Here is a 23,321-nt window from a genome sequence, read left to right as displayed (position 1 = left end):
ATGATCACGGCCCGTTGCTGCGGACGATCGCGCTACCCCTTTCGGCCACCATCAATGTTGCCGCATGAATATTGGTGGACGGGATGATCGGCATGACGGCGGCATCAATCACGCGAAGGCCCTCGACCCCGCGGACCCTCAGGCTGGGATCGAGTGGAGCCTGTTCGCCCCCCATGGCGACGGTGCCGCAGGGATGGAAGGTCGTCGAGGCGGTTTCCCTGATGTAGGCGATGAGGCTCTCGTCGGTGCGCACTTGGCGTCCGGGCTTCAGTTCCTCCGCGATCCATGGCGAGAGCGCCCGCGTCCCGGCCAGTTTCCGACCGATGCGAAAACCCTCGATCATCGCTTTTTGGTCATACGTTTCGGAAAGATAGTTGGCCGCTATAAGCGGCTTTTCATGCGGGTCAGACGACGCCAACGTGACCTCGCCCCTGCTGTCCGGCCTGCAGACGCAGGCGCTGTAGACAAAGCCGGGGAAGGGGTGCAGACCCGTCTCGTAGCTATCGAGGCTGAAATTGGCGACTTGGAACTGGAGGGCGGGATCTCCGGAAGGCGGGATGTGTTTCGGTTGAGCCTGCGTCGGCACGAACAGGCTCGCCTCCGCGGCCGAAATGGCCATGGGGCCCGTCCCGCTCAGCGCATAGCGCGCACCCATCCCGGCGATACGGAAGGGATTGCGCATGATGTCGTTCAAGGTGACCGCGCGCGTGCAGCGAAAGGCGAAGCGCGCCATGAGATGGTCCTGCAGCCCGCGGCCGACCTGCGGTGAATGGATGACCGGCGCGATGCCGAGCGCCGACAACGCCTGCGCGTCGCCAATTCCCGAAAGCATCAGCAGTTGGGGTGAATTAACAGCGCCGCCGCAGAGAATGACCTCGCGCCGAGCGCGCAGGATGCGGCCTGCGCCGGCTCCCTGCGGCGCGATCACCACGCCGGTTGCACGGCGGTCCTCGAAAATGACGCGGTGGACGAGCGTATTCAGTTGCAGATGTATTTTGGCGCCGTGGCGCATGGCGGGTCGAAGATACGTCGCGGCGGAGGTGTGACGCCTGCCCCGCTCGACATTGAACGGCAGGAAGCCCGCTCCCGCGAGTGACTGGCCATTGAAATCGGGATTATAGGAATAGCCGAGTTCGAGCGCGGCCTTCACGAAGGCTTGCGCCACCGCGGAGGGGCGCTTGGCTATCGCAACGGGTATCGGCCCGTTGAAGCCGTGCCGCCCTTCCTCCGCCCCCGGATAAAGGCAGCGCTCAAGCTTTTCGAAGGCAGGCAGCACATCCGCATAGGACCAGCCGCGGGCGCCGGCGTTCTCCCAGAGATCGAAATCGCCGGGGGATCCGCGCAGGAATACGAGGCCGTTGATGCTTGCCGACCCACCGAGCAGCTTCCCACGCGGCCAGCGGATCTCCCGCCCGTTCAGACCTGCCTCAGGTTGGGTGCTATAGCCCCAGTTGACCTTTGGATTATTCATCAGCCGGGCATAGCCGATTGGTACTTTGACCCATGGGTTGCTGTCCCGCCCACCTGCTTCGATGAGGCAGACAGAAGCGCGCCCGTCTTCCGCAAGCCGGCTGGCCACGATGCAGCCCGCCGCGCCCGCGCCGACGACGATATAGTCGACTTCATCAGGTATTTGCATCGGAGCCTGCGCCTAACGCGTCTCGGGGGGGATGCCGATCATCACCACGAACATCTCGGCATAGTCGTCGGTCTCGTTCTTCCAGGCATGGACGGTTGCGCGTTGCACCAGGATGTCGCCGGGCATGAGACGGGTCTCGCTGTCCTCCATGACGGCGATGATTTCCCCACGGAGGACGCAGACGTAGTCGATTGTTGGCGTCACATGCATGCCGGGATGACGGGCCGGATCGCCGCTTCGGGCGCCGCTCGCGCCCATGGCCGCGAAGAGATCTGCGGACGCGAGCCCGCCACCCCAGCGTTTGCTGTCGGGGGGAATGCGCACCACCCGGCAGGATGTCGCTTCCGGGGCAGGCGCGAAGGCGACCGGCTCTGCATCCGTCGCGGCGATGCTGGCCCCCGGCTCGCAGGGAGAGCGCGTTCGCCACAGCTCGATGATCTGTCCGCCCCCCGGCGTCGCCAGAACGGCTGGCGGGGTCCCATCATGCTGGATTTCCGAGCGCCCTGCTGCGTTGTTGCCGGTCACGATGCGGCGGTAGGCGGCCATCAGTTTCTCCCGCCGTCCACGAAATAGCTCTGGTTGGTGCACGCGCGAGCGGCGTCGGAGGCGAGATACACCACCATCTCCGCGACATCGCTTGCTTCGATCTCCGTCGGGATGCACTGGTTCTGCCGCCGGCGGGCGTCGGCTTCCTCGCTCCACCACAAGCGCCGCTGCCGCTCGGTCAGGACCCAGCCGGGCACGACGTGGTTGACACGGATGCCCTCCGGCCCAAGTTCACGCGCGAGCGCCTTCGTGAGGCCGGCGACCCCGGCCTTGGCCATCAGATACAGGCTCATGGAAGGCGCTCCCAGGTACCAGGCATGGGAGCCGATATTGATGATAGCGCCATGGCCGAGACGCGCCATACCCACGCGCACCGCTTGCGCCGCGAAGAACTGGTGTCGCAGGTTCACGGCGAGGCTCGTGTCGAAATCATCGGGTTCGATATCTGCGACGCCACGGCGCTCGTCGTTCGCTGCGTTATTGACCAGAATGCTGATGTCGCCGAGATCGTTCTGAAGCCAGGTGATTGCGCTGCGCAGCGCAGCGATGTCTGTGATGTCGCAATGCCGGAACCGAACCTGGATGCCGGTGCGCTCGCCGATCACGGCGGCAGTGCGCGCGCCCTTGTCAGCGTCGATGTCGAGAAAGCCGGTTCGGACACCTTGCTCGGCGAGCCGCAGGACGATCGCCGCCCCAATTCCGGTCGCTCCGCCGGTGACGATGGCTGTCCTGTCACGCAGCCTGGGGTAGATCGCGGCGGCAGGCGTTGAGGGAATATCGTTCTCGATTGAGGGCAGGGTGGTGGGCATCAGATCTCAGCCTTTCACGGAGCCGGCGGTCAATCCCGCGACAAGCAAACGTTGCGCCAGCATCACCAAAAGAACGACCGGGAGAAGTTGAACGGTCACGCCCGCGAAGAGAACGCCCCAATCTGTTCCATAGATCGCATCCATGACCTCGCTGATGACGAGCGGTGCTGTCTTGGCATGCTGTGTGGTGAAGATCAGCGCGAACAGATATTCATTCCAGGAAAAAACGAAGACGAATATCGCACTCGCCATGATTCCCTGACGCGCGAGCGGGAAGATGACCCGCGCGATTGTTTGCAGCTGCGAGGCGCCATCGACGAATGCCGCCTCGTCGAGTTCGCGCGGGACCTCATCGATGAATGTCTTGATGATCATTGTGCACAGCGAAACCCAGAAGGCGGCATAGAGCAGAATGAGGATGATGTGGGTGTCGCTGAGACCGAGCGCGTCGACGATGGGAAAGAGAGGCAGGGTGACGACGATAGGGGGAAGCAAGCGGATCGCGATCATGTAGATCGCGCTGGCACCAAGGAGCCGTCCGGAGTAGCGGGAATAGACATAGCCACCAAGGAAGCTCACGAAGACAGCAAGCAGCGTGGCCCCCACGGCGACGATCAGGCTGTTGCGCATCGTCGCGAAGAATGCGTCCCACTCGTTCCAGAGCGTCACATAGTGCTCGAATGTCGGCTGGAAGATCAGGGAGGGAGGATAAGCGAACATCTCCGTCTGCGGTTTGAGTGAGGAGATGATAATGAACAGGATGGGCCCGGCGGACCAGACCAGAAACATCAGTATGGCGAAGTATCGCGCTGTCGATAAAGCAAATTTACGCATGGCCACCCGCGATCCGCCGATGCATTTGATAGAGATAGAACGACGCAACGCCGAGAGAGCTCAGCACCATGAGCCAGCCGGTGGCAGATGCCGTCCCGAAGTCGCCGTTGCGGAACGCGCCCTGGTAGAGATACACCGCAAGCACCTCGGTTAACCGCGCTGGTCCGCCCTTCGTCAGGAGCCACACTTCGGAAAACATGCGGAACGCAAAGACGAGCCGGAAAATAACGGTGATGAGCAAGGCCGGTACGAGCAACGGAAGTGTTATGCGGACGAAAGTCTGCAGAGTGCCCGCCCCATCGATACTCGCGGCTTCATAGAGGGAGCGGGGAATGGCAAGCAACGCGGCATAGAGCAGCAAGAAGGTGAATGGGAGATGATGCCAGATGCTTATGATGGAGACGAGCGCCAAGCCTTGGGTTGGGGACGCGCTCCAGTTGAGGCTGAGCCCGATTTCCGCGAGCGTACGGCTGATCGCGCCGTAACTCGGGTTCATCAGAATTTTCCAGGCGAGGACTCCAACCACCTCAGAGACAGCGTAGGGCATGAGGATGATCGCGAAGAGGAGATTCCGACAGGGCACCTTCCCGACAAATAGTAGCGCAAGTCCAAGCCCGAGGAGAATTTCGGCGTAGACGACGACATTGACAACAACGAATGTATTGAGTGCAGAGCGCCAGAAATAACCGTCCGTCAGCACTGTCCAATAGTTGGCGAACCCAACGAACTCAGGGGAGACGCCGTAGGTTGAAGCGTTGAGGCTCAGCCAGAAGACAGCGAGGGAGGGCACCGCGATGACAGCGAGAAGAAGTAGATGCACCGGCGCGAGCAGTCCAAGTGCAGACAGGTTGAGTGCCTTCATCAGAAAAGATCCGGAAGCAGCAGGGGCAGCGGGCGAAAGAAGCGTCAAGGTGCGCCTCTTCCGCCGACCGGTATGATGCCTTGGTCCTATTTCACAAGCGGAGTGATCCGCTTCTGCATGGAAGCGGCCGCTTCTTCAGGCGTTTTCAAGCCGAGAACCGCTGCTTGGGATTCCTCCATGAAGATCAAGTTGACCTGCGTAGAGGCGTCATAGGAGGAGGGAATGGTCACGGCCTCGGAAATCGCAAGTGCTTCCTCCTGCGTATATGGCAGAAGCTCCTTCAGCCGCTTGTCTTGATACGCCGCGGGCCGAACCGGCCCGTTGCCGTTCAAAGCTGCGCGGATCGTATTGGCTGGGCTCGACAACTCCTGGACGAGGCTCCATGCGAGTTCCTTATGGGTCGAATTCTTGGGGATCGCAAAGGACCAGATCTCCGTCATTGCGACTACATCCTTCCCTGACGCGGGATCGGCCGGAATGGGAATGACCTTTATATGCCCCGCGAATTTCGACTTCTTTGGATCGTTATAGGTCGTATACCGCGCGAATGGATCGAAATCGATGCCGACTTGGCCGTTCTGAACACCGGTGATGACTTCATCAATACCAAGGGTCGCATAGTTTGAAGGGAGAACACCTTCCTTGTATAGCTGATTCATTGTGCGCAGGGCGTTGACCATCTCCGGGCTGCCCGCTTTGACATTCCGATCTTGATCAATCAGTTCGGCGCCGAACATGTTAAGGATAGACAGAACAGCGAACGGGCCCGCTCCGGCCGGTACCGCAAGGCCGTTCACCTTGGTGCCATCGTCGCGCGTGAAGGTCAGCTTGCGTGCGAACTCGAGAACTTCGGCTGGTGTGCGCGGAGGATGGGTGAGTCCCCGTTCCTTGAAGAGGCTTTCATTATAGTGAAGGCCGGTGGTCGCGTGCCGGAAAGGAATGGCGAACATCTTCCCATCATAGGTCAACGCAGCACGGAGATTGGATGGGATGCCGGCAAAATCCTCGATGGGCGCTTTCTCGTTCCAGGGATCGAGCGGCTCGAGCAGCCGGCTCATCTTGGGGGTGGCGTATTTATTGATGATAAGGACCAGATCAATCGACGTCGAGCGCAACGAAAGCTCGCGCAGCAACCGGTCATGCATCGGGTCAATGTCGGCCGTGATCCAGTTGAGCTTGACATTGTTGCGCGCGGCCCACTCGCCGGCGATATCGCCTCCGGTTGTGCCCGGTACGAGGCCGCGCGCCACGTTCTCGTGCACCTTGTGCGACAAGATCGTTAGGGTAACCTCAGGTTTCTTTTCCTGAGCGAATGGCGCTCCCGTTGCGCCGAGCAATACTGCGCAAGCGACGAGCATAGAACCGAGACGGAATTTCATAGATCTCCTCCCCTTGGATAGCGGTATACACGATCAGCCCGACGGTGCTCTATTCCTTGAGCACCAGATAAATCAGAAACTTGGCGGAGCGTTCGCCCTTCTCCTCGAATCCGATCTTGAGTCGCAGCCAGTTTCCAAACTCACGTTGCACAAAGGTGATGGCTTCACCCGCCCTCGCATCGATCCGCTGGGTAGGGCCTTCATCGGCGAGCCACAGAAGTCCGTCTGGGGATATTTCTGGACGGATCAGAACGGAGCCAGCGTCCTCTGGGGCATCCTGAATACGCAGGAACCAGCGAGCCTCGGTCGCCCAGCCGGCCTCGTAGGGCTCGGTCTCGAAGTGCGAGCCGTAGGTGTTGCCCTGTTCGATAACAGCAGTGAATGATCGCTTCATCGCGGCGCTCCTCACCAATCCACCGACGCCACGACGGAATCGACCCAGAGAAAATTCCGCACGTTGCAGTGTGTTCGTACATCGAGACAGAAGTTCAGCAACCGCTCGCAGCCCCAATAGGGATGGTCGTAACGCGGGACCGGCAAATCACGGAGGTCCATCGTCAGATCATTGACTTGCAATTCAGTATTGGCGCGCTTCTCCGTATCGAAGACCCATCGCAGGTAGTGCCAGTTCGTTTTTGTAGGAATCTCATTGTAGCAAAGCGGCTGATGACCGCCTGGTATCGGCTCCCAATCGTCGGGATGGCAGACGTGATAGTCTTCCGGCGATTGCGCCAGGCCCTGCTTTTCCATCATGGTCGTCGGCTGGACGGAGGTCTTGTACTGCCATCGCTGGATAAGCTTTCCGGCATGATCAGTATTCTGGTAACGTAGCGCGCAATGATAACGCTCGCCATTTTCACCCTCGCCGACGTCATTGCTGATTGTGAAGTCGCCGAACTGAGACGCGGAAGGATGGAAGTTGCCATCCCAAGCTCTTTCGCCGACTTTCGGTTGATTAAAGATGGTTTCGGCTTTGAACGTGAAGTACATCTCGAACTGTACAAGTCCGCGTTTCACATAGGTAAAGCGTTTGATTGCCTGACTCATGTGGTTGGCACGCGGCCGCGTCGCGAGCTTCAATGCGTAGGTTCCGTCGATCGAGCCGTGCGTGCCGGTGTCGAAGAACGTAAGGCTGCTGAGCTGGGGAGGGCGCAAATCGCGCGCCATGCGACGCAGGCTGTCGAGATTGTTGTCGTGGTTGCCGCTAAGTTCGCACCAGCCATGGCTGCCGTCATCGAAGTCGTTGACGAAGAGGATGCGCGGCAGAGGATTGAACCGGCTCAGCAGCGGATCGCTACGGCGAATTGCACGGCTCAACGCCAATTCAAGCGTCTTATCAGTTAGTTGGTGCCCGTCTAGCATCGTATCTCACGCGGCATGGGTATGAAAGCGCTTTCATTGCTATGAAAAGCCGTACCATTTGTCAAGCCGTGGCAGAGGTGTCGGGGATGGGCTACAGTCGGTCCAACAGTTGAAGGTCAAAATTCGCGCATGCACGACTCACCGGTTCTAAGAATGGAAGACATTGCACGGGAGGCTGGCGTATCGCTCGCCACCGTTTCGCGCGTTTTTAACCAGCCAGGCATTGTCAGCGCCGATACCGTCGAGCGCGTGCGACGCGTTGCCGGCCGCCTTGGCTATACGCCCAACCTGACCGCGGGCAGCTTGGCGGGAAATCGTTCGAAGATTATCGCGGCGGTGGTTCCAACGATTACGAACTCAATATTTTCCGAGACTATAGACGGCTTATCCACAGTTCTTACGGAGAACAGGTATCAGTTGCTGCTCGGGCAGACGTGGTATGATGAAAAACGTCTGGCCGAGTTGGTGGAGACATTCATCGGCCGTCGGGTCGATGGGCTCGTACTCACGGGCCTTACCCGGAATGCCGCTCTGCGGAAGCGCATTAAAGCGGCCCGTATTCCGGTCGTTGAAACCTGGGAGCTCGGCCCCCGTCCGATTGACATGTTGGTTGGCTTTTCGAATGAAGACGCGGCCGGAGCGGCCGCGCGCCATCTCATCGACCGGGATCGGAAGCGTCTCGCCTTCATCGGCGGTATGGACCTACGCTCAGGCGCCCGCTTGAAGGGCTTTTCCGCAGAGGTGTCAGCGGCCGGGCTCGGTCCACCATCCGTCGTCCGGATCCCCTCGCCGTCGCCATCCTCGGTTCTCGCTGGCTGCGAAGCGCTCGGGCGACTGCTCGCCATCGCGCCCGATGTCGATGCCGTGTTCTGCAGCAACGACATGATCGCCATGGGGGTGCTCCTTGAGTGCCAGCGTCGCGGGATTGCGGTCCCCACTCGGATCGCGGTCATGGGCTTTTCCGATTTGCCCGTTGCGCAAGTGCTCGTGCCGGCCCTGACCACGGTGCAGGTGCGAGCGCGCGAGATCGGACAACGGGCGGCGGAGCGGGTTCTCGCGCGGCTGAGTTCCGCGGAGAAGGGTGCGGTGCAACTCGACCTCGGCTTTTCGATCGTGATCCGGGAGAGTACCTGATTGGGATGATGGTGCGGAACTTACAGACGGGCAAGAATGCGGTCGCCGGGGCCCGGCCTCGGCTCGCCTGGTCTTGGAGCATAATGGCCGGGTCGTTGGGATCGGTAGTCGTGTCCGTGGGGAACTCTCGGGGGTCTGATCACAAGCCGGATATCGCCCATCGCTCCGAGTGAACTTCAGCGTTTCGCCAGGAATGCCTTGACCCGCTCGACATAGCCTGGCTCCAACCCAGCCTGCCGCTGCAGATCGCGTTCCAGATCGAGCTGGGCGGACAAGCTGTTTGTGCCAGCTGCCCCAAGTGCCTGCTTGGTGAGCGTTATTCCAAGAGATGGTTTTCTTGCGAGAAGAGCTGCGATGGCTCGGGCTTCGGTCGCAAGGTCTTCATCCTCGCAGATTTTCCAGACAAGACCCCATGCTGCAGCCTGTTCGGCGGACACCGGCGTGGCAAGAAGCATGGTCGCTGTCGCTCTGGCCGGACCGATCAGACGCGGAAGAATCCAGGTGCCGCCACAATCGGGGACGAGGCCGAGATTGGTAAAGAGTTCGAGGAAGCGCGCCGAGCGCGCGGCGATGACGATGTCGCAGGCCAGCGCGATATTCGCACCGGCCCCGGCCGCCACGCCATTGACGGCGGCGATCACAGGGCAGCGGAACGCGCGTAATCGTCGCACGAGCGGATTGTAGTAGCGCTCGAGGCTGTCGCCGAGATCCGGCACCGTACCGTCGGGGGGAATACGGTCCGCGAGATCCTGACCCGTGCAAAAGCCCCGGCCGGCCCCCGTCAGGATCAGCGCCTTGCATTCGTCGTCCGCTTCCGCCTCGTCGAGAGCTGTACGCAGCGCCTCGTGCATCGCGACATTGAAGGCATTGAGGCGCGATGGCCTGTTCAGCGTGAGGATACGATAGCCCTCGCCCTTGCCCATGAGAACGGGTGCACTTTCACTCTGGCTCAGCCCAGTCTCGTGAGGGGGCATGGTCGATCCCGACTAATGATGAACGGAGGCCAGGTCCGGCCCGCATGCATCATCCTAGCGAACACGTGGCCGCCAGGCAGACTAATTGTTCCGCAGTGCGAAAGAGTTTTCCGCAAAACTGCTTGACCCTCGATCTCGGCCGCGGTCATTTCAGCATCATTCACAAACGATCATCCGCGAAGACTTCCGCCATCGCTCGCCACGCGATGGTCACTGGCGGAGGTCGTTGCTGCTGCCAGGAGAGGACAACGCCGATGGCGACTATAATGGAATCGCGACTGATACTGGGCATTGTCGGGGCGGGCGCTATGGGCTCAGGGATCGCCCAGGTCGCTTCGGCAGCGGGGGTTGAGGTGCGCCTCTTCGATACCCGAGCGGGTGCCGCCGAGGCAGCGCGGGGCGATATTGCAAGGCGTCTGCGCAAGCGCGTCGATGAAGGCAAGCTGAAGACGGAAGAGGCCGAGGCCAGCATCAGCTGCGTCGTCGCCGTGGATGTCCTCGCTGCGCTCGCAGACTGCAACGTGGTTATCGAGGCCATTGTCGAGAATCTCGAAGCGAAGCGTTCCTTGTTCAAGGCCCTCGAGGATATTGTTGGTCAGGATACGATCCTCGCCTCGAATACGTCCTCGCTGCCTATCGGTGCTATCGCGGCGGGGCTTCGACACCGCGGGCGCGTCGGCGGGTTGCATTTCTTCAATCCGGTTCCTTTGATGCGGCTGGTGGAGGTCATTCCCGGGCCGGAGACGACGGACGTCGTCGTCGCAGCCCTAACCGACCTTGGAAGGCGTCTTGGGCGTGAGCCTGTTCTGGTGCGCGATACGCCCGGCTTTCTCGTCAACTTAGGGGGGCGCGCTTACGCAACGGAGGCGCTCGCCATTCTTCATGAGAACATCGCTTCTCCCGCTGAAATCGACGCAGTGATGCGCGACTGCTGCGGGTTCCGAATGGGGCCATTCGAGCTGATGGACCTGACCGGCATCGACGTGAACTTTCCTGTCACGCGCTTTGTTCATGAGAGCTTCTTCGGCGATCCGCGCCTGCGCTCGACGCCTTATCATCGCTATCTCATGGAAACGGGCCAGCTTGGCCGAAAGACGGGGCGGGGGTTTTATGCTTATGGATCACATGCGGGGAAGCCGTCCGCGGACGCGACCAGCGCCGGCGGAGCGCCGGCGCAAGTTGTCCTGGTGGAGCGTTGCGATCGCCTCGTGAAGTTCGCTGACGAGCTTGGCTTGAGGTGCTTGGCAAGCGACGATGGCACTTCGCCGTTGCTTTGTGCGCCGCTCGGTGAGGATGCGACCGCGTTTGCGACACGCCACGGCGTCGACGCCCGCCGGCTGATTGCGCTTGATTTGAGCTTCGACACGTCAAAGCGGGTCACCGTGATGACTGCGCCGGGCAGCGATCTGGCGATGCGGCAGGCCATAATCGATACACTCATCGCGCGTGGTCGGTCAGTCACGGCGATTGCTGACTCGCCGGGCTTCATCGCCCAGCGGATCGTCGCGATGGTTGCCAATCTGGGGTGCGAAATGGCCCAGGCCGGACTGGCGGCTCCGCGCGATATCGACAAGGCGATGCGACTTGGGCTCAATTACCCGCAAGGTCCGCTTGAATTCGTGGAATCCTGCGGCGCTCGCAACATCCTAGCGATTCTCACAACGCTGCAGGCCCTCACCGGGGATGACCGTTACCGTCCCAGTCAGTGGCTGCGCCGCCGGGCCTCGCTGGGCGTTCCGGTCTGGACGGAGTGAGCGCCGCCGGCCGTTCCGCGCAAGAGGTCAATCGTTGCCCTCAGGGCGTCGGCGAGGCGGCCGTGCATGTCCATCTCGCTGACGCTGCCCGTTGCGATGGGAATGGTGATCGCAGCCATTTCTCCATTGTTCTCAAGCCCCATGGCGATACCGCCGATCCCGCGCCGCCAGGCGTCACGAATAAAGCAGATGCCGAGTTCCGTGGCCTCTACGAGCTTGGCGTTGAACGTCTCCACGTTCCCGCCGCGCTTGGCGAGATGGGCCCGCACGCGTGTGGCGAGAATGCGCCTATCGCGATCCGGCATGGCGGCGAGGATAGCAATGCCGGCTGCTGAGACGGCAATGGGCAAGCGTCCGCCCGTCGCAAGACGAACCGCGACGAGCTCGGAGCCCTGCACCACCTCGACGAAGGTCACATGTAAGCCATCGCGAATGACAAGACCCACCGTTTCGCCGGTCTCCTCCGACAGTTGTTTGAGCAGGGGCCGCGCTCGGTCAAGCAATGTCATCCCGGCCAAGACCGGGTAGCCGAGGGTGAGGTTCTTCGGGGTTAGTTCATAGGCACGCTTCGACTGGCTGAAGCGCAGATAACCAAGCGCCATCGCGGTGTGAGTGAGGCGGCTGACGGTGGAAGGCGGCAGGCCTGTTGCGCGTGAAAGCTCGCCGTTATTGAGCGGTCGTTGTTCGCGCGAAAGGGCTTCAAGTATAGCCAGTCCCCTCGCGAATGCGTCGACGAATTGTCGGTCCTCGCGCTGCATCATCGCTCCTCGACTATTCCGCTGTGCGGAAAGGCTTTTCGCAATTATACATTGCGAATATCACCTCTCTCGGAGAGAGTCCACGCAACCTTCGTAACGCAGGCGACACGCCGCTCCATTCGCAAAGGGAGGAAATGGATGCTGACCGGTGACATGCTACGTCGCTCAGCCGAACGTTTTCCCAGGAAGCCTGCCATCCTCTGGCAGGGGACCTCACTGAGCTATCAGGACCTTGATCTCGCCGCCAACAGGCTGGCCAACGCCCTGATCGGCCTTGGCCTGGCGAAGGGGCGAAAGGTCGGGATCATCAGTCGGAACCGCACCGAATACGGCATCACATTCTTCGGTGCCGCCCGCTCGGGCGGTGTGCTTGTCAATATCTCCGTGCTCTACGCGCCGGAAGAGCTGCAGTACGTGCTCGACAAGGCAGATGTCGAAATCCTGATCTTCGAGCATGTCTTTGCTGAAAAGATTGCGGCTGTGCGAGCATCGTTGCCGAAGATCCGGACCTACATCTGCGTCGGCGGCCGCACTGAAGGGGCGGTGGACTTCGAGAAAGTCCTCGCCAGCGGCGCCCCCGATTGTCCGAAGGTGGAAATCCACGAGGACGAACCTTTCAGCATGACCTATACCGGAGGCACCACCGGCCGCCCGAAAGGCGTTCTGACAAGCCATCGCAACCGCATGATCACGGCTCATACGGTGATGGTGGAGGAGGCGATTGACGAGCGCGATGTGGTTGGAATCGTCACGCCCTTGTTCCACGTGGCCGCGCTCAATATCATGTTCCAGCCGGCTGTCTTGGCAGGTGCGACAAGCACCTTCCTTTCAAAATGGAATGTCGCGGATTTCGCGGCCATGGCGCGCGCAACCGGCATGACAGCGGCATTCATGGTGCCGACCCAGGCAAGCATGGTGATCAGCGATCCGGCCTTCGACGCTGACAATTTCAAGACCTGGACGAAGCTCTCGTTCGCGGGAGCGCCGATGCCGGACTGGGTGCAGCGGGATCTGCTCGCCAAATTGCCGGCGTTGAAGCTGACGCAGATCTACGGGCAGTCGGAGGTTGGCGTTCTCACTGTGCTGCGGCATTGGAACCTACCTGCCAAGCTCGGCTCGGTCGGGCGCCAGGCCTATAACATCGACCTTGCTGTGGTGGATCGAGAAGGCAACCCAGTTAAGGCAGGCGAAATTGGCGAACTGGTCTCCCGAGGCGAGAACGTCATGATCGAATACTATAACGAACCTGAACAAACGGCGAATTTCTTCCGGAATGGCTGGGGATGGACAGGCGATCTGGCGACTGTGGATGAGGACGGGTTCGTTACTCTCGTCGACAGGTCGAAGGACATGATCATCTCGGGGGGAGAGAACGTCTATCCGAAGGAGATCGAGAACGTGCTCTATGAGCATCCATCGGTGGCGGAATGCGCCGTCTTTGGAATTCCCGACGAGAAGTGGGGTGAGGTGCCGGCCGCTTATATCCAGATCAGAACGGGTGGGTCGGTGACGGAGGATGATCTCGTCGCCCACTGCGCAGAGCGTCTCGCCCGGTTCAAGCGACCCAGGGTCGTGAAGTTCGTGCAGGAATTTCCCAAGACACCCATCGGCAAGATTCAGAAGAACTTCCTGCGTGAGCCCTACTGGAAGGACCGGGAGAAGAAGATATGACGAGCCCCTACGCCAGCTATAGCCGTCTGAAATTCGATTGGCCCGAAGAGCGTATCCTGCGCATTACGATGGACAATCCCGGACGCCTGAACTCGGCCGATGAGATCATGCATGGAGAGTTGGTACGCATATGGCGGGACATCGATGCAGATCCTGAAGTCTCGGCTGTCATTATCCGCGGCGCGGGTGAGGCCTTCTCGTCAGGCGGCGATCTCGATCTCGTCAAGGAGATGACTGAGGATTTCCACACGTTGACCCGTGTATGGAAGGAAGCGCGCGATCTCGTCTACAATCTCGTGAATTGCTCCAAACCCATTGTCTCCGCGATGCAGGGGCCGGCAGTTGGAGCGGGCCTTGTCGCAGGGTTGCTGGCAGACATCTCGATCGCCGCACGTTCCGCGCGCATTATCGATGGACATACGCGGCTCGGCGTTGCTGCCGGTGATCATGCCGCGATCGTCTGGCCTCTCCTCTGCGGGCTCGCCAAGTCGAAATACTATCTGTTGCTTTGTGAGCCGGTGAGCGGCGAAGAAGCGGAGCGAATCGGTCTTGTCTCCTTGTGCGTCGACGACGCGGAACTGCATGAGAAAGCGCTCCAGGTCGCAAAGAAACTGGCGTCCGGCTCACCGACTGCGATCCGTTGGACGAAATATGCACTGAACAACTGGCTGCGGATGGCAGGGCCTACTTTCGATACGTCACTCGCCCTTGAGTTCATGGGCTTTAAAGGGCCGGATGTGCGTGAAGGGCTGGCGTCGCTGCGCGAGAAGCGTAGACCCAACTTCACCAAGGATTGCCCACTCTAATTCAAGGCTGACGGCATATCCTCGAGGCCGAACCGTGCCCGGCTCGCTCGAGAATGCCCCAAGGAGATCGCTACATGACGGATGCGTTCATCTGCACGGGCGTGCGGACCCCCATTGGTCGTTATGGTGGTGCGTTGGCGGCCGTGCGGCCCGACGACATGGCGGGGCTTGTTCTGCGCGAATTGATGACGCGCGCGCCCGGACTGCCGGCCGGGGCGATCGATGATGTCATCATGGGCTGCGCCAATCAGGCGGGTGAAGACAACCGCAACGTGGCTCGCATGGGTGTGCTCCTTTCCGGACTGCCCGACACCGTGCCAGCCACAACCATCAACAGGCTGTGCGGCTCCGGTCTAGACGCCGTGGGGCAAGCGGCCCGGGCGATCCGGGCGGGCGAGGCGGAGGTGATCATCGCTGGTGGCGTCGAATCCATGACGCGAGCTCCTTTCGTGATGGGCAAGGCCAGCTCCCCCTTCTCCCGCTCCGCCGAGGTCTTCGACACAACGATCGGGTGGCGTTTCGTCAATCCGGCACTAAGAGAGCGTTGTGGCATCGATTCCATGCCGGAGACCGCTGAGAACGTGGCCGAGCAGTTCGCGATCTTACGCGAGGATCAGGATGCCTTCGCCGCACGCAGCCAGCAACGTGCCGCGCGGGCTCAGAAATCCGGACGCTTCGGGCGAGAGATCGTGCCCGTTGCGATTCCGCAGCGAAAAGGTGAGCCGATCGTCGTCGACACGGACGAGCATCCCCGCGAGACGACGGTCGAAAAGCTCGCACAGCTTCCGACACCTTTTCGTAAAGGAGGGAGTGTCACAGCGGGCAATGCGTCGGGTGTCAATGACGGAGCCGCCGCGTTGATAGTTGCATCCGGCGCTGCGGTGGCTCGCTATGGTCTGACGCCCCTTGTCAGGGTGGTGGGGCTGGCGACGGCGGGCGTCGAGGCACGGATCATGGGAATGGGGCCCGTGCCGGCAAGCCGCAAGCTTATGGAGCGTCTGGGGCTTCAAATTTCGGACATGGATGTGGTCGAGCTCAACGAGGCATTTGCCGCGCAGGCACTCGCGTGTCTACGCGAACTCGGCCTGCCGGACGACGCCGAGCACGTCAATCCGAACGGAGGCGCGATTGCGCTCGGGCACCCACTGGGGATGTCCGGCGCCCGGCTCGCGTTGACCGCCGCGGTGGAACTGCAGGAGCGCGGGGCCAAGCGTGCCCTGTGCAGCATGTGCATCGGCGTCGGTCAAGGGATCGCCCTCGTGATGGAGAAGGCGTGATGGACAAATCCGCGAATCCATCCGTGGGTCTTCCCATGAATTCGGAAGTGATCCTTGAGCGCGTGAGCGATGCCGTCGCGGTGGTCCGTATCAATCGGCCGCAAGTGCGCAATGCTCTCAATATGTCAGTGCGTCGGAAGCTCGCTGAAATCTTTGAGGAGTTCGCCGACGACAGCCTCCTGCGATGTGTTGTCCTAACCGGCGACGAAACAAGCTTCGCAGCCGGAGCCGATATCCAAGACATGGCTGAAATCGGCGCCGTCGATATGTATCTTCGCCACAACGAACGGCTGTGGGAGGCGATTGGTCGTTGCCCGCAACCGGTCATCGCGGCGGTGAACGGCTTTGCGCTGGGCGGGGGACTCGAACTTGCCATGCATGCGGACATCATCATCGCCGGGCGCAGCGCCAAACTCGGTCAGCCGGAGGTCCGGGTCGGGATAATGCCCGGCGCGGGTGGTACCCAGCGCCTGACGCGCGCCGTTGGCAAGTTCCAGGCGATGCGCCTTTGCCTGACAGGTGAGATCATCGACGCGCAGGAAGCTTATGCGATGGGCCTCGTCAGCAAGCTCGTTGCCGATGAAGAGGTTTTTGCGACAGCCATGAAGATGGCAGAGCAGATGACAAAGTTGCCGCCGATCGCGCTCGCCCAAATCAAGGAGGTTATCCTGCAGGGGCAGGACGCGTCACTTGGTGCGGCGCTGGCGTTGGAGCGCAAGGCCCTACAGGTCCTCTTCGCCACCAGTGACAAGAACGAGGGCATGCGCGCGTTTCTCGAAAAGCGCCCGCCCCATTACACCGGCGCCTGAGCGGACCGCCTAGTGTTGTCGTTGGGTTCAACGACTGCGCGGTACCATCGTCACACGGATAGTTTGGAGACAACGCCATGGATCTCGGAATTGCAGGTCAAACTGCTCTTGTCCTGGGCGGAACGAAAGGCCTCGGCTTTGCCTGCGCGCATCATCTCAGCGATGCGGGTGTAAGGCTCGCGATCAATGGTCGCAACGCCGAAGAGGGGAAGGCGGCGGTCGCCCGGATCGGAAACGGCGCGGTCTTCGTACAGGGAGATGTGTCGGATGCGGATCAGCCTGGGCGCCTGATCGCGGAGGCGCAGGAACAGATCGGTCCCATTCGCATTCTCGTCACCAATGCCGGCGGCCCGCCGACCGGGCAGTTCACCGACCACCAGCTCGAGACCTGGCGCAAGGCGCTCGAGGTGAACATGCTGGCCGCGATCGAAGCCGCGCGGCTGCTGTTGCCCGGCATGATCGAGACCGGTTTCGGCCGGATCGTCAACATCACTTCCTTTGCCGTGAAGGAGCCCTATCCCAACATGGCGCTGGCTAATGGCGTTCGTGCCGGTCTCACCGGGGCGATGGCTACGCTTGCCCGCGAAGTCATCGGCAAGGGCGTGACCGTGAACAACATTCTGCCAGGTCTCATGGCGACCGGCGCCCTCGACCGCGTCATAAGAGCCCGCGCCTCGCGCGATCAGATTTCAGAAGCGGAGGCGTCCGCGCAGATGGCCGCTTCAGTGCCAGCCGGGAGGCTCGGCACTGCCGAAGATTTCGGACCGCTCTGCGCATTTCTGTGCTCGCGACATGCCGATTACATCACCGCGCAGAATATCGCGGTGGACGGCGGCTTGGTGCGCAGTCTCCTGTGAGCCCAACGTCCACGTCGCGGAGCATCCTTCTGCACTGCGGAAAAGCTTTTTGCAAAACGGCAGCCAGTTTCTGGCACTCTGCGGCCAATAATGAAAACCAACTCGCGCTTGCCGTGAGGAACGACGGGGAGAGGAATTCATGAAGAAAGTGTGCCTTGGCCTGTTCGCCGCAGCCTGCTCGGCTTCGGCAGCGATGGCCCAGATGTCTGATAACTCCGTCAAGATCGGCGTTCTGACCGACCAGACCGGGGTGTTCTCGTCCCTCGCAGGGAAGGGCTCGGTCGTTGCCGCTCAGATGGCGATCGAGGATTTCGGCAACCGCATCGGTGGTAAGCCGGTAGAGCTCGTGAGCGCTGACCACCAGAACAAGGCGGATATTGGTGCCCAGACGGCGCGCCGCTGGTACGATACCGAGGGGGTCGACATGATCATCGACGTCCCGAATTCGTCAGTCGTGCTTGCAGTGCAGCAGCTTGCCCGAGAGAAGAACCGAGTGCTGATCGTCTCAGGCGCCGGCACGGCGGATCTGACCAACAAGGCCTGCTCCCCGAACGGGATCCATTGGACCTGGGATACCTATGCGGCCGCCGTCAGCACTGCGAAGGCGATCGTGCAGGAAGGCGGCAAGTCTTGGTTCTTCCTGACGGCCGACTATGCCTTCGGCCATACGATGAAGGCTGATGTGGCGCGTGTCGTCGAAGAAAGCGGCGGCAAGGTCGTCGGAGGCGTGCAGCATCCGCTCAACACCGCCGATTTCTCGTCCTTCCTGCTCCAGGCGCCCAGCAGCGGCGCTGATGTGATCGCGCTCGCCAACGGGGGCAGTGATACGATCAATTCTCTCAAGCAGGCGCAGGAATTCGGCCTGACGCAGAAGGCGAAGATCGCGGGGCTGGCTATTTTCTTGACGGATATTCACGCGATCGGCCTGCCGTCCGCGCAAGGGCTGTATCTCACCACGGGGTTTTATTGGGACCAGAATGATGAGACCCGCGCATGGTCTCAACGGTTCTTCAAGCGCCATGGAGCGATGCCGACGATGTCCCAGGCGGGCGTGTATTCGGCAATCATGCATTATCTGAAGGCGATCGAGGCGGCTGGCACGGATGCGGCTGACAAGGTCGTCGCGCAGATGAAGGCTACTCCCGTGAATGATTTCTTTGCGAAGAATGGCAAGATCCGCGACGACGGCCGCATGGTCCACGATATGTATCTCGCGCAGGTGAAGAGCCCGAGCGAATCCAAGGGCCCATGGGACTATTACAAGATCCTGCGCACAGTCCCGGGAGATGAGGCATTTCGTCCGCTTTCTCAGAGCGAATGTCCTCTCGTCGCCAAATAGGAGACACGAGGGATCAACGGCCTCCGATCGTCAATGGAGCGCCATCGCGCGCACGTTAATGGTGCGTCGCGTCCTGAGCGAGGCCGGCCCTCTCCCCTGGTCTCGCACTTTTTCGCACTGGGCGCTTGCGCCGGAATTCTCCCGGGCAGTCACGCCCCAGACCACGCATGGACCCATGTCTGACGAGATCATTCTGAGTGCCTCAGGGCTCACCAAGGAGTTCAAGGGCTTTGTCGCGGTCGACGATGTCGCGCTCGCCGTCCGACGCGGCACGATCCATGCGCTGATCGGCCCGAACGGTGCCGGCAAGACGACATGCTTCAACCTTCTGACAAAGGTCTTGACCCCGACGCGCGGGCGCATTGTCTACAAGGGTCGGGACATCACCAAGATGCGCCCGGCGGATATCGCACGACTTGGGCTCGTGCGGTCATTCCAGATTTCGGCTGTGTTTGGCCAAATGAGCGTGCTGGAAAACGTGCGCGTTGCCTTGCAGCGTCGGTTGCACGGCGATTGCTTCGACTTCTGGCGTTCCGAACGGGTGCTCTCCTCTTTGCACGATGAGGCTTGGAGGCTTGTTGATGCTGTTGGCCTTTCCGAATTCGCTACTACTGCGGCCGGAGAGTTGCCCTACGGGCGTAAACGGGCACTCGAGATTGCCACGACACTCGCGCTTGACCCGGAAATGCTCCTTCTCGACGAGCCGATGGCCGGTATGACGCAGGAGGATGTCGACCGGATCTCGGCGTTGATCCTGCGGATTTCCAAGGACAGGACCATTCTGATGGTCGAGCATAATCTCTCAGTCGTGGCATCGCTGTCGCACTGCATCACGGTGCTGACCCGGGGCAAGATTTTGGCCGAGGGAGATTATCAGACAGTCTCGAAGGACCCTCGTGTTGTCGAAGCTTATATCGGGGTTCCCAATGCTTGAGGTGGTCTCGGACGGAAAGACCGTTCCTCTTCTCACCGTTGACGGGCTGCAGGCATGGTATGGCGAGAGCCATGTGCTCCATGGGGTGAAGTTTGATGTCCTGCCCGGCGAGGTTGTGACCCTTCTCGGCCGAAACGGCGCAGGCAAGAGCACAACCTTGAAGTCGATTGTCGGCATTGTCCGCAAGCGGCGTGGTTCTATCCGTTTCAATGGTGAAGAGACGATCGGGCTGAGCGCGCGCGCGATCGCAAGGAGCGGCATCGCCTTCTGCCCGGAGGATCGAGGCATTTTCTCGAGCCTGAATGTGGATGAGAACTTACGTCTACCGCCTGTTGTTGCCGATGGTGGTTTGAGCATCGACGAGATCTTCGTCCTCTTCCCCAACCTGCGCGAGCGACTGAAGAGCCAGGGCACCAAACTATCTGGCGGCGAGCAGCAGATGCTGGCTATCGGGCGCATCCTGCGGACAGGGGCACGACTGCTGCTGCTCGATGAACCCACAGAGGGACTCGCGCCTGTCATCGTGCAGCAGATCGGTCGCACCATTGGCCAACTGAAAGAGCGGGGCTTTACGATCGTACTCGTCGAGCAGAACTTCCATTTTGCCGCGACGGTCGCAGATCGGCATTTCGTGATGGAGCATGGGCAGGTCATCGACATGCTCCACAACGGCGAAATCGCGGCGAATACCGCCAAACTCAATCGTTATCTCGGCGTCTAGGGGAGCGGAAAGATGTTAGGTCTGTTCGGCATTGCCCCTCAGGTGCTTTTCGGTCAGCTCCTGCTCGGGTTGATCAACGGCGCATTCTACGCGATGCTCAGCCTGGGGCTCGCAGTTATTTTCGGGTTATTGAATATCGTCAATTTCGCCCACGGCGCTTTCTACATGATGGGTGCTTTTGGGGCCTGGGCGCTTTTGTACTATCTCGATATCGGATACTGGTGGGCACTGCTGCTTTCACCGCTGGCGGTAGGCTTGTTCGGGATCGTCGTCGAGCGTTGTCTGCTTCGCTGGCTCTATTCCCTCGATCATCTCTATGGAATGATTCTGACCTTCGGTCTGGCCCTGATCATCACGGGGATCTTCCGCAACCAGTATGGTGCAACGGGGCTGCCCTACGCGCTCCCGCCCCTTTTGACCGGGGGCCATAATCTAGGCTTCATGTATTTGCCTAACTCCCGCGCTTTCGTGGTGGTCGCATCACTGGTGGTCTGCCTTTCCACCTGGTTCGTGATCGAAAAGACGCGGCTGGGGTCCTATTTGCGCGCGGCCACGGAGAATCCGACCCTCACTGAGGCCTTTGGCATCAATGTGCCGCTTCTGATCACCATGACCTATGGCTTCGGGGTGGCGCTCGCCGGATTTGCGGGTGTGCTCGCCGCGCCGATCTATGCGGTTAATCCCACGATGGGGTCGGACCTCATCATCGTCGTTTTCGCGGTGGTGGTTATCGGCGGAATGGGATCGATCCTCGGCTCGATCATCACGGGATTTTCCCTCGGCGTAGTTGAAGGTTTCACCAAGGTCTTCTGGCCAGAGGCATCCGCGACCGTCATATTCGTGATCATGGCCATCGTTCTCATGGTAAAACCTGCCGGCCTCTTTGGAAAAAGCTCCTGACATGGCGATTGATAGCAGCATTCCGACAGCCGCCCCTCCTGAGAAATTGGGGATGTCGCGCGATCATTTAGCAGTCATGCTGGGTCTGCTCTTCCTGCTGGTGGCGGCGCCATTCCTTGTTTATCCACTTTTGGTCATCAAGATTTTATGCTTTGCATTGTTCGCTTGCGCGCTCAATCTGCTGCTCGGATACGTTGGGCTTCTCTCCTTCGGCCATGCCGCTTATTTCGGCATGGCGAGCTATGCGGCGGCCCATGCCGCGAAGATCTGGGGGTTCACGCCCGAGCTCGCTATCCTGTTTGGAGCGATCGTGGCGGCCCTTCTCGGTGCGGTTTTCGGAGCGCTCGCAGTCCGTCGCCAAGGAATCTATTTCGCAATGGTGACGCTTGCCTTCGCGCAGATGGTCTATTTCTTCGCCTTGCAGGCTCCTTTTACAGGTGGAGAAGACGGCATACAGCAGGTGCCGCGCGGATTTCTGTTCGGGTTACTATCGCTGGCGGATGATCGCGCGCTTTATTGGTTCGTGCTGGCGCTTTTCATGCTTTCGATGCTGGCACTCCACCGCATCATCCACTCGCCTTTTGGTCAGACCTTGAAGGCCATTCGCGAGAATGAGCCACGTGCGACGTCTCTCGGCTACCGGGTCAATCAGTACAAGTTTCTGGCCTTTGTCCTGTCAGCATTCTTTGCCGGCTTGGCGGGAGCGACGAAGGCCATAGCCTTCCAACTCGCAAGTTTGACGGACGTCTATTGGACGATGTCCGGCGAGGTGGTGCTGATGACCTTGATTGGTGGCGTGCACACGTTTATCGGGCCAGCCGTTGGAGCCGCGTTGGTCGTGGTCCTGCAGAATTACTTCGCCTCCTTCGGCGACTGGGTTACGACGATCCAGGGTGTTGTGTTCGTCGTCTGTGTTCTTCTCTTCCGCGAAGGCATCGTCGGTTCTATCTCCAAGCTATTGAAGCGTCCGCTTTGAAGCGATGAACGAGCATGCCTGCGGGGTTCTACGCGATCGACTCGCTCGACGTTCCGAGCACTATCGCGCCTTTGCCCCAGCGGAGGCCGCGGTGTCATCGGTCCAGCCCAGCGCAGCGCTGATCGCTTTCGCGGTTTCCAGGACATCCTGTGAAAGCACCTGCATACGATCCGGTTGCATGTAGGGGGCGATGCTCGACACGCTGACTGCGGCGACAATGGCGCCGCTCGCATCCCGGATCGGCGCTGCAACACAGCGTAATTGCGGTTCCGATTCCTCAAGGTCGAAGGCGACCCCTCGCTTGGCGTAGCTTCGCATCTGGTCGAACCAGACTGTCCGCGAGCTTGGAGATGGGGAGGGAAGATCGGGGCGACGTGCGTCAAAGAAGGCCGCCCATTGCGCTTCGGTCATGTCCAGCACGAGCGCCTTGCCGAGTCCCGTGGACCATACAGGATGGCGATCACCGATGCTGGAGCGGATTTCGAACCTGCGCTGCCCGGGCACCTTGTCGATGTAAAAGACCACATCCTCATCAAGGATGCCGAGCTGGACGGTATCGAGGGTATGTTCCGCCAAACGCCGTAGATGGCTGTGGGCGGCCTTGCTCAAGGGCATCTCCCGCCGCGCCTGAAAGCCAAGTTCGAGCAGTTTTGGGCCGAGGCTGTAACCCTCGCGGGGGGTGAAGTTGATATAGCGCCGGTCGACAAGCGCCGACGCGAGACGATGCGTTGTCGTGCGCGTGGTGCCGAGCTTCTTCGCGAGCGCAGGCAGATCGGTCGCGCCGGAGGCGATTGCCTCCAACACGTCGAGCCCCCGCATCAGCGTCTGAGCGCCCTGTGTGCCGGGCGCCTTGGGCCGATGCTTTGTCGCGCGCTCGAGGCTGACGTCGTTCTCCCGGGAAGCGGTCGGAAGTGCCTTTCGCATCGATTCTCCAGTCTCCTCGATTTGAACGCTCCATGCGCCGCGTGGCCTTTGGGCCA

At 60.6% G+C, this 23,321-nt stretch carries 23 protein-coding genes; 12 read left to right on the top strand and 11 right to left on the bottom strand.

Going from position 1 to position 23,321, the window contains the following annotated elements; all coding sequences use genetic code 11:
* Positions 1-4 precede the first annotated feature (4 nt).
* The 8 genes from KIO76_RS20710 to KIO76_RS20675 form a co-directional block, all read right to left on the bottom strand.
* Positions 5-1,639, bottom strand: coding sequence for a GMC family oxidoreductase (locus tag KIO76_RS20710; RefSeq protein ID WP_213325494.1), 1,635 nt, complete (start codon positions 1,637-1,639; stop codon positions 5-7).
* 12 nt (positions 1,640-1,651) lie between these two features.
* Positions 1,652-2,185: a cupin domain-containing protein gene (locus tag KIO76_RS20705; RefSeq protein ID WP_213325493.1), complete on the bottom strand. Its 534-nt coding sequence runs from the start codon at positions 2,183-2,185 to the stop codon at positions 1,652-1,654.
* Entirely contained in the window at positions 2,185-2,994 is an 810-nt protein-coding gene (locus KIO76_RS20700; protein ID WP_213325492.1) for an SDR family NAD(P)-dependent oxidoreductase, read from the bottom strand. Before KIO76_RS20700 ends, KIO76_RS20705 begins: the two co-directional genes overlap by 1 nt.
* A 6-nt stretch (positions 2,995-3,000) precedes the next feature.
* On the bottom strand, positions 3,001-3,828 hold the full coding sequence (locus KIO76_RS20695; protein ID WP_213325491.1) for a carbohydrate ABC transporter permease: 828 nt from the start codon (positions 3,826-3,828) through the stop codon (positions 3,001-3,003).
* Positions 3,821-4,690, bottom strand: coding sequence for a carbohydrate ABC transporter permease (locus tag KIO76_RS20690; protein WP_213325490.1), 870 nt, complete (start codon positions 4,688-4,690; stop codon positions 3,821-3,823). Before KIO76_RS20690 ends, KIO76_RS20695 begins: the two co-directional genes overlap by 8 nt.
* Before the next feature lie 86 nt (positions 4,691-4,776).
* Complete coding sequence (locus KIO76_RS20685) at positions 4,777-6,069, bottom strand: ABC transporter substrate-binding protein (RefSeq protein ID WP_213325489.1); 1,293 nt, start codon at positions 6,067-6,069, stop codon at positions 4,777-4,779.
* 49 nt (positions 6,070-6,118) lie between these two features.
* The gene (locus KIO76_RS20680) at positions 6,119-6,463 is read right to left on the bottom strand and encodes a hypothetical protein (protein ID WP_213325488.1); all 345 of its coding nucleotides are present in this window, start codon (positions 6,461-6,463) and stop codon (positions 6,119-6,121) included.
* An 11-nt stretch (positions 6,464-6,474) separates the two neighbouring features.
* The gene (locus KIO76_RS20675) at positions 6,475-7,431 is read right to left on the bottom strand and encodes a DUF6772 family protein (RefSeq protein ID WP_213325487.1); all 957 of its coding nucleotides are present in this window, start codon (positions 7,429-7,431) and stop codon (positions 6,475-6,477) included.
* Positions 7,432-7,584: 153 nt separating this feature from the next.
* Between KIO76_RS20675 and KIO76_RS20670 the strand changes: the two genes are divergently transcribed.
* The gene (locus tag KIO76_RS20670) at positions 7,585-8,565 is read left to right on the top strand and encodes a LacI family DNA-binding transcriptional regulator (protein ID WP_213325486.1); all 981 of its coding nucleotides are present in this window, start codon (positions 7,585-7,587) and stop codon (positions 8,563-8,565) included.
* A gap of 176 nt (positions 8,566-8,741) precedes the next feature.
* On the opposite strand, the gene paaG is transcribed toward KIO76_RS20670, so the two are convergent.
* Positions 8,742-9,539 (bottom strand): 2-(1,2-epoxy-1,2-dihydrophenyl)acetyl-CoA isomerase PaaG, encoded by a 798-nt coding sequence (paaG, locus tag KIO76_RS20665; RefSeq protein ID WP_502761898.1) that lies wholly within the window; start codon positions 9,537-9,539, stop codon positions 8,742-8,744.
* A gap of 254 nt (positions 9,540-9,793) precedes the next feature.
* Between paaG and KIO76_RS20660 the strand changes: the two genes are divergently transcribed.
* Positions 9,794-11,293: a 3-hydroxyacyl-CoA dehydrogenase gene (locus KIO76_RS20660; protein ID WP_213325485.1), complete on the top strand. Its 1,500-nt coding sequence runs from the start codon at positions 9,794-9,796 to the stop codon at positions 11,291-11,293.
* Here KIO76_RS20660 and KIO76_RS20655 read toward each other — a convergent pair.
* A complete protein-coding gene (locus tag KIO76_RS20655; RefSeq protein ID WP_249729988.1) occupies positions 11,242-12,054 on the bottom strand; it encodes an IclR family transcriptional regulator in 813 nt (270 codons plus the stop codon). The two genes, KIO76_RS20660 and KIO76_RS20655, sit on opposite strands and share 52 nt — an antisense overlap.
* A gap of 135 nt (positions 12,055-12,189) precedes the next feature.
* Here KIO76_RS20655 and KIO76_RS20650 point away from each other — a divergent pair, with 135 nt between their 5' ends.
* The 10 genes from KIO76_RS20650 (at position 12,190) to KIO76_RS20605 (ending at position 22,341) form a co-directional block, all read left to right on the top strand.
* Positions 12,190-13,722 (top strand): class I adenylate-forming enzyme family protein, encoded by a 1,533-nt coding sequence (locus tag KIO76_RS20650; protein WP_213325484.1) that lies wholly within the window; start codon positions 12,190-12,192, stop codon positions 13,720-13,722.
* Positions 13,719-14,528, top strand: a complete 810-nt coding sequence (locus KIO76_RS20645) for an enoyl-CoA hydratase/isomerase family protein (protein WP_213325483.1) — start codon at positions 13,719-13,721, stop codon at positions 14,526-14,528. The genes KIO76_RS20650 and KIO76_RS20645 overlap by 4 nt, the downstream gene beginning before the upstream one ends.
* 74 nt (positions 14,529-14,602) lie before the next feature.
* Positions 14,603-15,805: a 3-oxoadipyl-CoA thiolase gene (gene pcaF, locus KIO76_RS20640; protein ID WP_213325482.1), complete on the top strand. Its 1,203-nt coding sequence runs from the start codon at positions 14,603-14,605 to the stop codon at positions 15,803-15,805.
* The gene (locus KIO76_RS20635; protein ID WP_249729987.1) at positions 15,805-16,614 is read left to right on the top strand and encodes an enoyl-CoA hydratase-related protein; all 810 of its coding nucleotides are present in this window, start codon (positions 15,805-15,807) and stop codon (positions 16,612-16,614) included. The genes pcaF and KIO76_RS20635 overlap by 1 nt, the downstream gene beginning before the upstream one ends.
* Positions 16,615-16,691: 77 nt before the next feature.
* A complete protein-coding gene (locus tag KIO76_RS20630) occupies positions 16,692-17,471 on the top strand; it encodes an SDR family oxidoreductase (protein WP_213325481.1) in 780 nt (259 codons plus the stop codon).
* 139 nt (positions 17,472-17,610) lie between these two features.
* On the top strand, positions 17,611-18,810 hold the full coding sequence (locus KIO76_RS20625; protein ID WP_213325480.1) for an ABC transporter substrate-binding protein: 1,200 nt from the start codon (positions 17,611-17,613) through the stop codon (positions 18,808-18,810).
* A 175-nt stretch (positions 18,811-18,985) separates the two neighbouring features.
* Entirely contained in the window at positions 18,986-19,744 is a 759-nt protein-coding gene (locus tag KIO76_RS20620) for an ABC transporter ATP-binding protein (RefSeq protein WP_213325479.1), read from the top strand.
* A complete protein-coding gene (locus KIO76_RS20615; RefSeq protein WP_213325478.1) occupies positions 19,737-20,465 on the top strand; it encodes an ABC transporter ATP-binding protein in 729 nt (242 codons plus the stop codon). The genes KIO76_RS20620 and KIO76_RS20615 overlap by 8 nt, the downstream gene beginning before the upstream one ends.
* A gap of 12 nt (positions 20,466-20,477) precedes the next feature.
* On the top strand, positions 20,478-21,365 hold the full coding sequence (locus KIO76_RS20610) for a branched-chain amino acid ABC transporter permease (protein WP_213325477.1): 888 nt from the start codon (positions 20,478-20,480) through the stop codon (positions 21,363-21,365).
* A gap of 1 nt (position 21,366) precedes the next feature.
* Positions 21,367-22,341 (top strand): branched-chain amino acid ABC transporter permease, encoded by a 975-nt coding sequence (locus KIO76_RS20605; protein WP_213325476.1) that lies wholly within the window; start codon positions 21,367-21,369, stop codon positions 22,339-22,341.
* Between the two features lie 60 nt (positions 22,342-22,401).
* Here the strand turns inward: KIO76_RS20605 and KIO76_RS20600 are convergent, their stop codons facing one another.
* Positions 22,402-23,265 (bottom strand): IclR family transcriptional regulator, encoded by an 864-nt coding sequence (locus KIO76_RS20600; protein ID WP_213325475.1) that lies wholly within the window; start codon positions 23,263-23,265, stop codon positions 22,402-22,404.
* Positions 23,266-23,321: the final 56 nt, after the last annotated feature.

Source organism: Chelatococcus sp. YT9 (assembly GCF_018398315.1).
Lineage (GTDB): Bacteria > Pseudomonadota > Alphaproteobacteria > Rhizobiales > Beijerinckiaceae > Chelatococcus.
Note: the sequence above shows the minus strand (reverse complement) of the source record. Positions and strands in the feature narration are given on the sequence as shown.